The sequence below is a fragment of the Pseudomonas sp. GL_091 genome, assembly GCF_057837725.1.
In genome coordinates this window covers 5,134,249-5,149,096 of the sequence record NZ_CM174451.1, presented here as the reverse complement: position 1 = coordinate 5,149,096, position 14,848 = coordinate 5,134,249, and the positions used below count along the sequence as shown (strand labels likewise).

The 14,848-nt window shown below is 60.6% G+C and carries 14 protein-coding genes; 10 read left to right on the top strand and 4 right to left on the bottom strand.

The genetic code is table 11. The features are described 5' to 3' along the window. The first annotated feature begins 26 nt into the window (after positions 1 to 26). The 4 genes from AC3ITY_RS23370 (at position 27) to AC3ITY_RS23355 (ending at position 5,235) form a co-directional block, all read left to right on the top strand. Positions 27 to 743, top strand: coding sequence for an MgtC/SapB family protein (locus AC3ITY_RS23370; RefSeq protein WP_489305245.1), 717 nt, complete (start codon positions 27 to 29; stop codon positions 741 to 743). Positions 744 to 870: 127 nt separating this feature from the next. Further along, on the top strand, positions 871 to 1,272 hold the full coding sequence (locus tag AC3ITY_RS23365) for a chemotaxis protein CheY (RefSeq protein ID WP_223537532.1): 402 nt from the start codon (positions 871 to 873) through the stop codon (positions 1,270 to 1,272). A 108-nt stretch (positions 1,273 to 1,380) separates the two neighbouring features. Beyond that, complete coding sequence (locus AC3ITY_RS23360; protein WP_489305244.1) at positions 1,381 to 2,007, top strand: response regulator; 627 nt, start codon at positions 1,381 to 1,383, stop codon at positions 2,005 to 2,007. Then, a complete protein-coding gene (locus AC3ITY_RS23355) occupies positions 2,008 to 5,235 on the top strand; it encodes a transporter substrate-binding domain-containing protein (RefSeq protein ID WP_489305243.1) in 3,228 nt (1,075 codons plus the stop codon). Positions 5,236 to 5,238: 3 nt separating this feature from the next. On the opposite strand, the gene dkgB is transcribed toward AC3ITY_RS23355, so the two are convergent. After that, positions 5,239 to 6,042, bottom strand: coding sequence for a 2,5-didehydrogluconate reductase DkgB (gene dkgB / locus AC3ITY_RS23350; RefSeq protein WP_489305242.1), 804 nt, complete (start codon positions 6,040 to 6,042; stop codon positions 5,239 to 5,241). A 2-nt stretch (positions 6,043 to 6,044) separates the two neighbouring features. Between dkgB and AC3ITY_RS23345 the strand changes: the two genes are divergently transcribed. Then, complete coding sequence (locus AC3ITY_RS23345; RefSeq protein WP_477765172.1) at positions 6,045 to 6,179, top strand: hypothetical protein; 135 nt, start codon at positions 6,045 to 6,047, stop codon at positions 6,177 to 6,179. Positions 6,180 to 6,322: 143 nt separating this feature from the next. Here the strand turns inward: AC3ITY_RS23345 and AC3ITY_RS23340 are convergent, their stop codons facing one another. After that, entirely contained in the window at positions 6,323 to 7,231 is a 909-nt protein-coding gene (locus AC3ITY_RS23340; RefSeq protein ID WP_489305240.1) for a LysR family transcriptional regulator, read from the bottom strand. A 104-nt stretch (positions 7,232 to 7,335) separates the two neighbouring features. On the opposite strand from AC3ITY_RS23340, the gene AC3ITY_RS23335 reads away from it, so the two are divergent. The 5 genes from AC3ITY_RS23335 to AC3ITY_RS23315 all read left to right on the top strand — a co-directional run bounded on the left by AC3ITY_RS23335 (position 7,336) and on the right by AC3ITY_RS23315 (position 11,872). Next, on the top strand, positions 7,336 to 8,202 hold the full coding sequence (locus AC3ITY_RS23335; RefSeq protein WP_489305238.1) for a pirin family protein: 867 nt from the start codon (positions 7,336 to 7,338) through the stop codon (positions 8,200 to 8,202). 94 nt (positions 8,203 to 8,296) lie between these two features. Beyond that, positions 8,297 to 8,980, top strand: a complete 684-nt coding sequence (locus AC3ITY_RS23330; protein ID WP_110660420.1) for an isochorismatase family protein — start codon at positions 8,297 to 8,299, stop codon at positions 8,978 to 8,980. A gap of 56 nt (positions 8,981 to 9,036) precedes the next feature. Next, entirely contained in the window at positions 9,037 to 9,663 is a 627-nt protein-coding gene (gene ycaC / locus AC3ITY_RS23325; protein WP_489305235.1) for an isochorismate family cysteine hydrolase YcaC, read from the top strand. Positions 9,664 to 9,897: 234 nt separating this feature from the next. Beyond that, positions 9,898 to 11,340, top strand: a complete 1,443-nt coding sequence (locus tag AC3ITY_RS23320; RefSeq protein ID WP_489305233.1) for a mechanosensitive ion channel domain-containing protein — start codon at positions 9,898 to 9,900, stop codon at positions 11,338 to 11,340. A gap of 91 nt (positions 11,341 to 11,431) precedes the next feature. After that, the gene (locus AC3ITY_RS23315; protein WP_489305232.1) at positions 11,432 to 11,872 is read left to right on the top strand and encodes a carboxymuconolactone decarboxylase family protein; all 441 of its coding nucleotides are present in this window, start codon (positions 11,432 to 11,434) and stop codon (positions 11,870 to 11,872) included. Between the two features lie 12 nt (positions 11,873 to 11,884). Here AC3ITY_RS23315 and AC3ITY_RS23310 read toward each other — a convergent pair whose 3' ends face one another. Then, a complete protein-coding gene (locus tag AC3ITY_RS23310) occupies positions 11,885 to 13,477 on the bottom strand; it encodes a DHA2 family efflux MFS transporter permease subunit (protein ID WP_489305231.1) in 1,593 nt (530 codons plus the stop codon). Next, complete coding sequence (locus AC3ITY_RS23305) at positions 13,474 to 14,595, bottom strand: HlyD family secretion protein (RefSeq protein ID WP_489305230.1); 1,122 nt, start codon at positions 14,593 to 14,595, stop codon at positions 13,474 to 13,476. Before AC3ITY_RS23305 ends, AC3ITY_RS23310 begins: the two co-directional genes overlap by 4 nt. Positions 14,596 to 14,848 lie beyond the last annotated feature (253 nt).

Genomic DNA, 14,848 nt, shown 5'->3' with positions numbered 1-14,848 from the left:
AACGTGTGTTTCTCAAGGAGTTTCATATGCAAGCCATCAACAACCTCAACCTGACCTCCCTGCTCGACACCCTTGTCAGCCTCAGCGCGGCCTTCATCCTCGGTGGCCTGATCGGTTTCGAGCGCCAGTACCGGCAGCGCACCGCCGGGTTGCGCACCAACGTGCTGGTGGCGGTGGGCGCGGCGATTTTCGTCGACATGGCCAACCGTCTCGCCGGTGCCGAAGGCGCCGTGCGGGTCGTAGCCTACGTGGTTTCCGGCATCGGCTTTCTCGGTGCCGGGGTGATCATGCGCGAAGAGGGCAATGTGCGCGGCCTCAATACGGCCGCCACGCTCTGGACCTCGGCGGCGGTCGGTGCCTGCGCCGGTGCCGACCTGCTGGCCGAGGCGCTGCTTGGCACTTTGTTTGTGCTCGCGGCAAACACGCTGCTGCGGCCAATCGTCAACAACATCAACCGTCAGCCGCTGGATGTGATTTCGACGGAAGTCACCAACATCGTCTATGTCATTGCCCGACGTACGCAGCAGAAAACCGTGCTGGCCTTGCTCGAAGCTGAGCTTGCGCGCTGCAACTATCCGGCCAGCGATGTCGATGTGCACGCCTTCGGCACGGATGAAATTGAAATCGAAGCCACCCTGGCGACCACCTCGGTCGATGGCGATGAACTGGATGCGCTGGTGGCACGGATTTCGACGTCGACCCTGGTGGTGCAGGCGTTCTGGAGTCCGAGTACCACGGAGTAAAGGCCAGGGTTTCCCTGGCACGAGTCAGACTAACCGGCATTTATTTAGGAATATTCCTACATAAACCTAGGGCGGTCTTCCGTAGGCTTTGCGACCTCTTGAAACCGACATCCTTTTGGAGGTCACCTTGCCGAACAAATCCTTGCGCATCCTGATCGCCGATGCGCAGCACTTCAACCGCCTGCGGATCGAGCGGCTGTTCAACCAGCTCGGCTACTTCCGGGTGGCACCGGTTCAGAGCCTCGACGAGCTCCTTCCACTGGTGGAGTACGGTTGCGAGCCTCTGGATCTGGTGCTCGTCAATGAGGCGATGGCCCGCGGAGCGCTGGACCTGTTCAATTACTTTGCCAATAACCCGCAGGTCCATCACGCGTTTATCTTCAATGAACAGCAGACGCAGTTGCAGCCAGTCGTGGGCAAAGTCCAGCTCAGCCAGGCCGCTCTGCCTGACCTTGCGTCAATTACGCAGTTGATGAGCGTCGTTGACCGTCGGTTGCCGTTTGTCGGAACTGTCATTTCTGTCAGGTAGTTCCTTCCAGCCCTCCATGCAAAAGTCTATGCGCAGCGTTGTGCCCAACCGCTGCGGTATCTGGAGGGCATTTTTTGCCCGATCGTGTTGTTTTGCACGGGAGTAGTCATGAAGTCAGCACTGATTGTGGAAGATCATCCGGTGGTTCGCTCCATGATCAAACTCGTACTCAAGGGTGAAGGGTTCGAGCAGATTTACGAGGCCTCCCGAGGCGATAAGGTCCTGGCGTTGATCCGGGAACATCAACCGGATGTCCTGTTGCTTGATCTGGGCCTTCCCGGTGTGGCGGGGCTTGAGGTGATGGACCGTATCAAGGCCGAAAACACGCGATGTCGCGTGGTGGTGTTCACCTCGCTGGAGGCCCGGTTCTATCAGGACCGCTGCATGCGTGCCGGGGCTGTTGCCTATGTTTCCAAGAGCAAGGACCTGGATGACTTGAAGGCGGCGGTGAACTCCGTAATGGCCGGCTACACCTATTTCTCCCAGCTCCCCTCGAGTTCCGTGTCGATGGGGGATTTGCAACGCAGTGAAAAGCAGTTGATCGACAGTCTCTCCAATCGTGAGTTGACCATTCTGCAGTATCTGGCCCGGGGCTCGAAAAACCTGGAAATCGCCGAGATCATGCACCTGAGCTACAAGACCGTCAGTACCTACAAGACCCGACTCATCCTCAAGCTCAACGTGAGCTCGTCGGTGCACTTGAGGGATTTCGCCCTGCGCAATCATTTGATCTGAATGAACGCTCTCCGACGACTGGCAGGCGGGTTGCTGATCGGCCTTCTTCTCTGGGCATCGACGGTCTGTGCACAACAGTCGTTGACCCTGTTGGGACGCTCGAGTGCCGAAGGTATGAGCGTCAGGTTGTCGGAAACCGAGTTGCGCTGGCTGCAGCAAAAGGGCCGATTGGTGCTGGCTGTCTCGGCGCCGGACTATCCACCCTTCGAGTTCAACACGGCGGGCAAGGTGTTCGAAGGCCTGACAGCCGATTACGCCGGGTTGCTCGAACAATTGTTGAACGTTGTCATTGAGGTTCAACGTTATCCGTCGCGGGCCGATGCGGTACAGGCCATCAAGGAAGGGCAGGCGGACCTGCTGGGAACGGCCAATCGATTTGAAGCCGAAGATCCACAGCTACAGATGTCCAGCGCGTATGCGGTCGATCAACCGGTGCTGGTCACGCGTACCGATTTCCCTCCGGTGCTCGATCCGACACTGGCCGGCAAGCGGCTGGTGATGCTGTATCACTACTTGCCCGAATACAGCGTGCAACAGTTCTATTCCAAAGCGCAGGTCCAGCTATTTCCCTCGACACTGGCGGCGATTGGTGCCGTGGCTTTCGGCCAGGCCGATGTCTATCTGGGCGATGCGATCAATGCTCACTATCTGATCAGCAAGAACTACCTGAACAACGTGCAACTGACGGACTTCTCGCCCATGGAGTCCGGGCGTTTTGCCTTTGCGTTGGCCCGCGACAACGATTCGCTGTTGCGTATTGTCAACAAGGCGCTGGCGGCCATCACCACCAATAAACAAATGAACATCCTGCGTCGCTGGGGGGCCAACGGGGTGTCTATTCCGGGCACCCAGTCATTGCAGTTGAGCGTGGCCGAACAACACTGGCTCGAACGCCACCCGCGGGTGAAGGTCGCGATCAACGAAAATATCCCGCCGATTTCATTTATCGACAGCGAAGGCCATTTTCGCGGTATTGGCGTCGATGTGCTGGCGAAAATCAGTTTGCGCACCGGGCTGCAGTTTGACATCCGGGGCATGAGGTCGGTGGCCGAAATGATAGCCGGCATCAAGAGCGGGCAGATCGATGTGCTGGCCGGTATCGGCCTTAGTTCCCCGCGTGAAGATGAACTGTTGTTCACCCGCGCGTTTCTGAGCAGCCCTTCGGTGCTGGTGACCCGCGCGGCTGCGGACAGCCCCAGAACGCTGGATGACATGGCGGGAAAAACGTTAGCGCTGACCCAGGGCAACATTGCTGGCGAGTACCTTCGCCAGCATTACCCGCTGATCCAGCCGGTGGATGCGCCATTGTCGACGGACGCCATGGAAATGGTTGCCCAGGGCAAGGCCCATGGCGGCATCAACTCGTTGATCAGCGCCCGTTACCTGATTTCCCGGCAGTATCGCGATCGTCTGCAAGTGACCAGTACCGTGGGCACCGATCCCGCCCGAAGCACCCTGGCAACCAGTCGCGAGGCGACTGAACTGCATTCGATTCTGGACAAGGCGCTGCTGAGCATCCCTCCCGAGGAAATTGACGAGCTGACCCAACCCTGGCGCTATGACTCGATGGTCGAGCAGAGTTACTGGCTGCGCCACCGGCAGGCGATCGTGCAGGCGTTTGCGGTGGCGGGTGTCTTGCTGCTGCTCGCGTTGGCCGGGATCGTCTGGCAGCGCCGTCAGATACGCCAGCGTCAGCAATTGCTTGGGCAATTGCAGGAAGCCAAGGATGCGGCGGACGACGCCAACCGGGCCAAGACTACGTTCCTGGCCACCATGAGCCATGAAATCCGCACGCCGATGAACGCATTGATCGGCATGCTCGAACTGGCGCTGAAACGGGCCGACGAAGGGGAGACCGACCGCGCCGCCATCGAGGTGGCTTCCAACGCCGGGCAGCAGTTGCTGGATTTGATCGGCGACATTCTGGATGTCGCCCGGATCGAATCCGGGCATTTGTCGTTGGCACCGGAGCGGGTCAATCTGCACGCGCTGGTGACGTCGGTCTGCCGGGTTTTCGAAGGGTTGGCGATACAGAAGAATCTGCAGTGGCGGGTCGAGCTCGACGATCACAGTGACCGCGACGTGATGCTCGATCCCACGCGCTTCAAACAGGTGCTGTCCAATCTGCTGAGCAATGCGATCAAGTTCACCCGGGAAGGCCAGGTGAGCCTGACACTGCGAGTGCGGCCTCAAGCCCCGGCGCAGCTCGCCGTCAGCGTACGGATCGAAGACAGCGGCATCGGCATCAGCGCTTTCGACCAGCAACGCCTGTTCAGCCCGTTCGTGCAGGCGGGCAACAGCCAGCAGAGCGCCCGGCAAGGTTCCGGCCTGGGCCTGATGATCAGTCGTACCCTGTGCGAAATGATGGGCGGCCGCTTGCAGCTCGACAGTGAGCCTGGGCGCGGGACGCGGGTCGACATCAGCCTGGTGCTGCCTCCCCTGCAAGCGTTACCAGCGGGGGGCAAGCCCCTGGATCCGGCGCAGCTCACGACCCGGGCGTTGTCGATTCTGGTGGTCGACGATTATCCGGCCAATCGTCTGTTGCTTTCGCGGCAGCTGAGCTACCTGGGCCATCGTGTGGTGCTGGCTGAAGACGGGGCGCAGGGGCTTGCGCAGTGGCGAGGGCTCGGGTTCGATCTGGTCATTACCGACTGCAATATGCCGGTGCTCAGTGGTTACGAATTGGCGGGCGCGATACGTGAGCAAGAGCGGGGGCAGGGGCTGTCGCCGACGCTGATTCTGGGCTTTACCGCCAATGCGCAGGCCGAGGAGAAAGCCCGGTGTCAGGCCGCGGGCATGGACGATTGCCTGTTCAAGCCCATTCGCCTGGTGGATTTGCAGGCGTGGCTGGCCCAGCGGTTTCCCAGTGCCCCCCCAGCGGCAATCGACGACCCTGGCTTCGCCGAGTTCGATTTGAGCGGGCTGGAGCGCTATGCGGATGCGGACCGTGAGCTGATCGATCAACTGTTGCACGACCTGGCGCTGACCAACCGCGAGGATCGCGTGCATTTGCTGGCCTTGCACGCCGGCGGCAATCGCCCGGGTTTGCAGGAGCTGGCACACCGGATCAAGGGCGGGGCGCTGATGGTGCGAGCGCTGGGCCTGGTCGAGTGTTGCGAACAACTGGAGCGGGCGTGCAATGACGGCCGCGCGGCACTGATCGACGACGCCGTCGACCAGTTGCAGCAAGCCATGGCCCGCCTGGACCAGCGTCTGGAGCAGGATTGAGGCTCAATCCCAATTAGGTGCGATGCCTTTCGGGCTGGTCAAGCGATGGCCGCGATCCAGCGTAGCGATCAAGGCCATGTCGGCCTCGCTCAAGGTCAGCTCGCGAGCCTTCAAGTTGCTTTCAAGGTTGGCCCGGCGCGTGGAAGACGGGATCACCGCGTAACCCGATTGCATGGCCCAGGCCAGGGTGACCTGCGCCGGTGTCGCGTGCAGGCGCTCGGCGATCTGCTGGATGAGCGGGTCCTTGAGGACTTCACCGTACGCCAGGGTCATGTACGAGGTGATGCCGATGCCCTGGCTGCGTGCGAACTCGACGGCCTCGCGGTTTTGCAGGTAGGGGTGCAGTTCGATCTGGTGGGTGGCGATGTGTTCGGCACCAATGGCCGCGATCGCCTGTTTCATCAGGTCGATGGTGAAGTTGGACACGCCGATCTGCCGGGTCAGGCCCAGGCGCCTGGCTTCGAGCAGGGCGCCCATGAACTCTTCGACCGGCACTTGATCGTCCGGCGACGGCCAATGGATCAGGGTCAGGTCCAGGTAGTCGGTCTGCAGTTTGCGCAGGCTTTCTTTCAGGCTGTCGATCAGGCGATCACCGGCCAGGTTGGCGACCCAGATCTTGCTGGTGATGAACAACTCTTCCCGGGCGATGCCGCTGGCAGCGATAGCCTCGCCGACTTCGGCTTCGTTCTCGTAGATTTGTGCGGTATCGATCACCCGGTAGCCGAGCGCCAGGGCGGTGCTCACCGAATCGATGACCACCTGGCCTTGCAAGCGAAAGGTACCCAGGCCGAAGGCGGGAATAGACATCAATGACTCCAGAGGTTGCAGTGGGAATGGGCGGCAGTATCCGCGCCTGCATCCGTGAGAAAAACCGCTGGATCGGCAAAGCAATGTTTACCGAAAGTCATGAATCCGTGGCAGTCCGGTTTGGTGTCGGTATCTGATCCGACGCCTTCGCTGGCAAGCCAGCTCCTACAAGGTTTGCGCAAGCCCTGTAGGAGCTGGCTTGCCAGCGAAGGCCGTGACTCGGTCCGAAGCCTTGCCCCCCATCAACTTGCCGCTTGCAGCTAAAAGCTTGTAGCTGCCCTCAAGCAATATCACTGCGACTGAATTCCTCCCCGAGAAAATCGATCAACGTGCGCACCGAAGGCAGCAAGCCCCGGCGCGAGGGGAAGATCGCATGGATGACACCGCTCTTCGGTGCCCAGCCCGGCACCAGTTCCACCAGTTGCCCGGCAGCGATTTCATCGCGCACCACCACGCTGGGCAGGTGCACGATGCCGATCCCGGCGACCGCCGCATGGCGCAAGGCCAATAGGTCATCGGTGACCATCCGTGGTGCATGCCGGATCATCGCGGTGCTGCCGTCGGCACCGAACAGTTCCCACTGATATTCGCGTTGCGCCGCGCCCCAGTGCAGGCTCGGCAAGCCGCTGAGGTCGGCCGGGGAGGCCGGTGTCGACAGGCGCGATAAAAAGGTCGGGCTGCCGACTACGCTCTGGGTGCTGTTGCCCAGCACCTTCATCACCATGTCGGTGTTCTCCAGCGGCGGAAAACGTACCCGCAGGGCAATGTCGAAGCCTTCGTGAATCAGGTCGACCCGACGGTTGGTGCTCTCGATGAACAATTCCACCAGCGGGTACTTGAGCATGTAGCGGGTCAGCATCGGCCCGACCCAGGAATTGAGCAGCGCCGTCGGGCAACTGACACGCACCAGGCCCTGAGGCTCGGAGCGGTTGCGCTCGATCAGTTCGGCGGCGCTTTCCGCCTCCACCCGCATGGCCAGGCAGCGCTGGTAATAGGCCTGGCCGATTTCCGTCAATGAACAATGCCGGCTGGTACGGTGCAGCAGGCGCACACCAAGGCGTTCTTCGAGTTCGGCGATGCGTCGGCTGAGCTTGGACTTGGGCATGTCCAGTGCCCGGCCGGCCGCGGCGAAACCGTGATGCTCCACCACCTGGGTGAAGTAGTAGAGGGTGTTGAGGTCTTCCACCATCGTTCTCCAAATAGAACGCTAAAGCTGATTTTTGCAGTCTAGCGCAGCAAAGGTCACGGTTTTAAGCTTTGTCCATGGCTTCACTCACCTCATCAGGAGACACCATGAAAAACATCATCGGTATCTACACCAGTCCACGGACCCATTGGGTCGGCGACGGTTTTCCGGTTCGCACGCTGTTTTCCTACGACAACCTGGGCAAGCACATCAGCCCGTTCCTGTTGCTGGATCACGCCGGCCCCGCTGAATTCACCCCGACCAGCGAGCGACGTGGCGTTGGTCAGCATCCTCATCGTGGCTTCGAAACCGTGACTATCGTTTACAAGGGCGAACTGGAGCACCGGGACTCCACCGGCAGTGGCGGCAAGATCGGCCCCGGCGATGTGCAATGGATGACCGCGGCCTCGGGGATCCTGCATGAAGAGTTTCACTCCGAAGGTTTCGCCAAAAGCGGTGGCACCCTGGAGATGGTGCAACTGTGGGTCAACCTGCCGGCCAGGGACAAAATGGCCGACCCCGGCTACCAGACGATTCTCGACCGTGACATCCCGAGCATCGCCTTGAAGGACAACGCCGGCAGCCTGCGCCTGATCGCCGGTGAGTTCGACGGTCACAAGGGCGCGGCGCACACCTTCACCCCGGTCGACGTGTGGGACATTCGTTTGAATGCCGGCAAATTGCTCACCCTGGATCTGCATGAAGGGCGCAACACCGCACTGGTGGTGTTGCGCGGTACGGTTCAGGTCAACGGCCTGGAATCGGTGCGCCAGGGGCAACTGGCCCTGTTCGACCGCAAGGGCGATCAGTTGACCCTCGAAGCCAGCGAAGACGCAGTGGTGCTGTTGCTCAGCGGCGAGCCGATCGACGAGCCGATCGTCGGTCACGGGCCGTTCGTGATGAACACCGAGCAAGAAATCCACCAGGCCTTCGCCGACTTCCAGTCCGGCCGCTTCGGCCGGATGCACGGTTAATCCGTAGCGCTTCTCCAACCCGACTCTACACAGGACGAGTAGGCCGGATCTCAGGCCAGGGATGGCTGTTGCCCAAAAGAAAGAGGAAACGCACATGAACACTGTCTACGCGGCCAACTTCAACGGCCAGAAACCGACCATCGACCCCAATGACAGCGCGATGCTGTTGATCGACCATCAGAGCGGACTGTTCCAGATCGTCAAGGACATGGACGTGCCGCAACTGCGCGCCAACGCCATTGCCCTGGCCAAGGCCGCGACCCTGCTGAAGATGCCGGTGATCACCACCGCTTCCGTTCCCCAGGGACCGAACGGGCCGTTGATCCCGGAAATCCACGAGGCCGCACCCCATGCGCAGTACGTGGCGCGCAAAGGTGAAATCAACGCCTGGGACAACCCGGAGTTTCACGCGGCGGTCAAAGCCACCGGCAAGAAAACCCTGGTGATCGCCGGCACCTTGACCAGCGTGTGCCTGGCGTTCCCGTCCATCGCGGCGGTGCATGAAGGCTACAAGGTGTTTGCCGTGGTCGACGCTTCCGGCAACCACTCGAAACTGGCCACTGATCTGACCGTTGCCCGTTTGGCCCAGGCCGGGGTGGTGCCGATCGACATCATGGCTACGCTCTCTGAGCTGCAAGGCTCGTGGAACCGTCCGGATGCCGAGCAGTGGGCCGCTGTCTACGCCCAGGCCATGCCGCATTATCAATTGCTGATCGAGAGTTACCTCAAGGCTCAGCAAGTGGCGAACGAACACGAGGTGCTGGACTCCCAGCGCTGACCAGTGACCCCACGCCGATTTTCACTCGGCATCGATAACACGCGAGGACTACTGCAATGACTACTTCCTACAAGCGTCTGGACAAGGACAACGCCGCGGTTCTGATGGTTGATCATCAGGCGGGCCTGCTGTCACTGGTACGCGACATCGACCCGGATCGATTCAAGAACAACGTGCTGGCCCTGGCTGACCTGGCCAAGTACTTCAAGCTGCCGACCATCCTCACCACCAGTTTCGAAACCGGTCCCAACGGCCCGCTGGTGCCCGAGCTCAAGGCACTTTTTCCGGACGCGCCGTACATCGCTCGCCCGGGCCAGATCAACGCCTGGGACAACGAAGATTTCGTCAAGGCGATCAAGGCTACCGGCAAGAAACAACTGATCATCGCCGGTGTGGTGACGGAGGTGTGCGTGGCGTTCCCGGCGCTTTCGGCCCTGGCCGAAGGTTTTGAGGTGTTCGTGGTCACCGACGCGTCCGGCACCTTCAACGAACTGACACGCGAATCGGCGTGGAACCGTATGACCGCTCAGGGCGCGCAACTGATGACCTGGTTCGGCCTGGCCTGTGAACTGCACCGCGACTGGCGCAACGATATCGAAGGGTTGGCCACGCTGTTCTCCAACCATATTCCGGATTACCGCAACCTGATGACCAGCTACAGCACGCTGGCCAATAGCAAGTAATCCAGCCAACACGCTTTCCCCTGTGGGAGCGAGCCTGTTCGCGATGACGGTAGAACAGACACTGTTTCAGTGACTGTCAGGCCGCCTTCGTCGGAACGCCGCCCGGAGCCGGCTCGCTCCCACATTGGTTTTGTGGTGTTTTTGGGAGGGTGTTCATCCCGCCAAATCAATTGCTCCTACACTATGGCCAATCTGTGCGATCTTCGTGTTATTAGCCCTGGCTGGAGTTGCTTGATGCTGTCTTTCCTCACCGAACACCCATTGATCTGCGCCATGGTGCTGATCCTGATCGACCTCGGGTTGTGGCGTTTAATCGGTGACAACCGCAACCCTTGGAAGCTTCTGTTGCGGGTCACGATTTTCGCGCTATACAGCCTACTGCTGTTCAACGAAGGCCTGAACCCGATGGAGCCGCCGCCCTGGGCCGACAACGTACCGTTGCACCTGGCGGCCACCGGCTTGCAGATCGGCTGGTGGTTGTTCGGCGCGCGGATGCTGACGGTGCTGATCGGCGCGGTGATGATGCAACGGGTGGGGCATACCGGGCGATTGCTTCAGGATTTGCTCGGTGCGGTGATTTTCCTGATCGCGATCATTGCCGCCCTGGCCTATGTACTCGATCTGCCGGTCAAGGGCGTGCTGGCGACGTCCGGTGCGTTGGCGATCATTGTCGGCCTGGCCTTGCAAAGTACCCTCAGCGATGTGTTCTCCGGGATCGTCCTGAACACCACCAAACCCTATCAACTGGATGACTACATCTCTATCGACGGCATGGAAGGCAAGGTGACTGACATCGACTGGCGTGCCACACGCCTGCAAACCTCCCAGGGCTGCATGGCAGTGATTCCCAACTCGTTGGCAGCCAAGGCCAAAATCATCAATTTCAGCAGGCCGAACGACATGTTCGGTATTTCCGTATCCCTGGAAGTGAGCCCCCATGCGAGGCCGAACACGGTAATCGACGCGCTGGAACGGGCCATGCAAGGTTGCAGTGCGCTGCTGGATACCCCGTCGCCCAGCGTTGGCCTGAAAACGGCCAGCAACACCGGGGTGGTCTACGAAATCAGTGGCTTTGTCGCATCGATGGACGAGAAACGTTCAGTGCGCAATCAGCTTTACGATCTGGCCTATCGGCACTTGCAGGCATCCGGGGTCAATTTGTTGTCGAGCGTGGAGCCCAATCCACCGGTTAACTCGACGCGCAAACGGGCGTTGCTGGATAGCTCGCCGATTTTCTCCACCTTGCGTTTGGAAGAGAAAGACACGTTCAGCCAGAACATGACCCTGCAAACCTTCCGTGCCGGGGAGGCGATCCTCGAAGCGGGAGAGGTCAGCGATCACTTGTTCATCATTGAGTCCGGTGTGATCTCGGTAACGTTGATGCGCCACGGAGCACCATACGAGTCCGGCCGCATGGGGCCAGGGGAGGTGATCGGCGAAGCGGGTATTCTGACCGACAGTGCGCTGCCTGCGCGGTTTATCGCCAAGACATTCTGTGGCCTGTACCGCATCGAAAAGTCCTACCTCAAACCGTGCCTGGATGCCCGTCATGACATCAACGATGCAATGAAAGCCTTGCTCGATTACCGGCTGCACAAGGCGAAAACCCTGACTCAGGACCTGCCGGTGGCGGAGGCGAAAAAGGGCTTTTTGCAGTGGTTGCGCAATCGGGTTTGAATGGCCTCCTCGACTTCTGAAAGATTGGCTATTTGTGTAGACCGGCCGGGGGACTAACGTAGTCACACACCCACTTGCCCTGGAGCACGCCATGAAAACCCGTATCGATTTCTACACTGCTTCCCCTGATGCCCTCAAGGCGATGATCGCCCTGGAAACAGCGGTGTCGAAGCTGCCGCTGGAAAAAAACCTGATCGAACTGGTCAAGCTGCGTACCTCGCAAATCAACGGCTGCGCCTTCTGCCTGGACATGCACAGCGCCGATGCACGCAAAGGTGGTGAGTCCGAGCGTCGCCTGGCGACACTGTCGGCCTGGCGCGAAACGCCGTTCTTCACCGAGCGTGAACGCGCCGCACTGGCCTGGACCGAATCCCTGACCCTGATCAGCCAGACCCATGCCTCGGACGAAGACTATGAACTGGCTACCGCCCAGTTCGATGCCAAGGAAATGGTCGACCTGACCGTCGCCATCACCACCATCAATGCCTGGAATCGCCTGGCCATTGGCTTTCGCAAAATGCCTCAGGCCTGACCTGTACAAGCATCAATGAGCATCGGCACTCGGCGCGGCCGGTGGTTGCACCTTGCGCATCAGGGGCACCATCGCCGTGGCGATAATGAAGCAGAACATGATCATCAAGAACGCGTCGCCATAGGTTTGTGTCTGGGCTTCGCGGTAGGTCAGTAACCAAAGCTGATGCAGGCTGGCGGTGACCCCGGTGTCAACGCCTTGGCCGAGGGCGGCGAAGTTGTTGCCGACCTGGGACAGCCATTGGTTGAGGGCCTCGTTGGTGCTGTTGAGGTTCTCCGCCAGCCGGGTGAAATGCAGGTTGGTGCGGTCGTTGAGGATGGTCGCGCAGGCGGCAATGCCGATAGCCCCGCCCAGGTTGCGCATCAGGTTGAACAACCCCGACGCATGCTTGAGCCGTGCCGGCGCCAGGCCGCCGAGGGTCAAGGTCACAGTCGGTGGCACCGCCAGTTGCTGGGCAATCCCGCGCAAGGCTTGCGGTAGCATCAACTCCTTGGCCCCCCAGTCATGGGTGATCGGGCTGAAATCCCACATCGACAAGGCGAACAGCCCAAGGCCGGTCATCATGATCCAGCGCAGGTCGACGCGATTGGCCAGAAAGGCATACAGCGGAATCGCCATGATCTGGAACACCCCGGTGGAAAAAACCGCCAGACCAATGTCCAGCGCTCCGTAGCCACGCACCCTGCCGAGGAACAGCGGCGTCAGGTAAATGGTGGCGAACAGGCCGATCCCAGTGACGAACGAAAAGAAACAACCAAGGGCGAAATTGCGGTCCTTCAAGGCGTGCAGATCGACAATCGGATTGGCCACATGCAAGGTCCGGCCGATGAAAGCCAGCCCGGCCAGGCCGCTGATCCACGCGGTGGTCAGGATCGTGCGGTCGCTGAACCAGTTCCAGCGCGGGCCTTCTTCGAGGGTGTATTCCAGGCAGCCGAGGAACAGCGCCAGAAACACCATGCTCAAGTAGTCCGCACCTTTGAGCAGCGACAGTTCCGGCTGGTCGATTTTTACCAGCATCGGCACGGCCACGGCGACAAAGATGCCGGGGACCAGGTTGATGTAGAACAGCCAGTGCCAGGACGATATGTCGGTGATCCAGCCACCGATCACCGGTCCGAGGGTCGGTGCCAATGAGGCCACCGCGCCGATAGTCGCGGCGGCGATCACCCGTTGTTTGCCGGTGAAGAACACGAAGGCCGTGGTGAACACCAGCGGAATCATCGAGCCGCCCAGAAACCCTTGCAGGGCGCGGAAGGCAATCATGCTCTGGATGTTCCAGGCCACGCCGCACAGCAGGCTGGTCAGGGTGAAACCCACCGCCGACGCGCAAAACAGCCAGCGCGTGGAAAATACCCGGGACAGCCAGCCCGACAGGGGGATCACGATGATTTCGGCGATCAGGTAACTGGTTTGCACCCACGCGGTTTCGTCGGTGCCGGCGGAGAGCCCGCCGCCGATGTCACGCAACGAAGCCGAGACAATCTGGATATCCAGCAGCGCAATGAACATGCCGATGCACATGCTGGCAAAGGCAAAGACCTTGGTCGCCGTCGCCATGTTCGCGGCATTGAACGGTTGCGCCGGGGCAGCGAGGGCGCGGCTCATGGCGCGCTGGCCACGGCTGGCGCTTCAGGCTCCTTGCGCGTGTCCACTTCAGCGGTGACCGACAACCCCGGACGCAGGTGGCCGAGCACACTGTCGGCCGGGTCGAGGTGAATCCGCACCGGCACCCGCTGCACGATCTTGGTGAAGTTGCCGGTGGCGTTTTCCGGCGGCAACACACTGAATTGCGAACCGCTGGCGGGGGCGAGGCTGTCCAGGTGACCGTGGAATTCCTGCCCCGACAGCACGTCGGCACGGATCACCACCCGTTGCCCCGGCACCATGTGTGCCAGCTGGTCTTCCTTGAAGTTGGCATCGACCCACAGACCGCTGGTCGGCACCACCGAGAGCAATTGCGAGCCGGCCTGGGCGTAGGCGCCGGCCCGTGCCCGGCGATTGCCGATCACACCGTCGACCGGCGCCTTCAGTTCGGTGTAGCCGACATTCAATTGCGCCAGGTCGCGCTCGGCCTTGGCCTGGATCAAGGCGGCCCGGGCTTGTTGTTTCTGGGTGTCGATCACATTCAACTGGCGCTGCGCGGCCAGCAATTCAGCCTGGGCGCGGTTGCTTTGGGCCTGGGCCGTCTTGAACGTGGCGTTGGCCCGCTGGGCGCTTTCCACCGAGACGGCGTTGGTGGTCACCAGTTTTTTGTAGCGGCTATCGTCGTCTCGGGAGCGGGCGGTTTCAGCACCGGCGGCGTCGATGCCGGCACGGGCCTGGCCGATGACGGCCTGTTGCAGTTGCTCGGTGGCGTCGAGGTTGGCGAGCAGGGCTTCTTGGGCGGCCACTGCGCCTTCGGCCTTGGCCAGGTTGGCGCGGTAGTCGCGCGAATCGAGACGGATCAGCACGTCGCCAGCCTTGACCTGCTGGTTGTCGGCCACCAGCACTTCGTCGATATAGCCTGCCACTTTCGGCCCGATCACCGTTACGTCGCCGCCGATGTAGGCGTCGTCGGTTTCTTCGATGAAGCGCCCGGCGGTCCACCAATGCGCGCCATACATACCAGCCAGCACCAGTGCTGCGATGCCCACTGTTGGCAACAGCAGGCGTTTGAGCAGGGGAGGTTTTGCCGGTTTCACCGGGGAGTCCAGATCGGGTTCTACGGTGGACATGCTGGTCATGGAGGGATACCTGTCAGGGCGGCGGTTAATTATGATGGCTGTAATATGACGTATGTAATATTTTGTGGCAAATGGTTTTTGCTGCCGGTCGTCAGGTGGTTGATTTGATATGGGGCAGTTAAATATGGGGTGTTCGATCTGACGCCTTCGCGGGCAAGCCCGCTCCTACAGGGATTTATGTCGTTCGCAGAAAAATCTGTTCGACACATATCCTGTGGGAGCGGGCTTGCCCGCGAAGGCGGCGTTACTGACG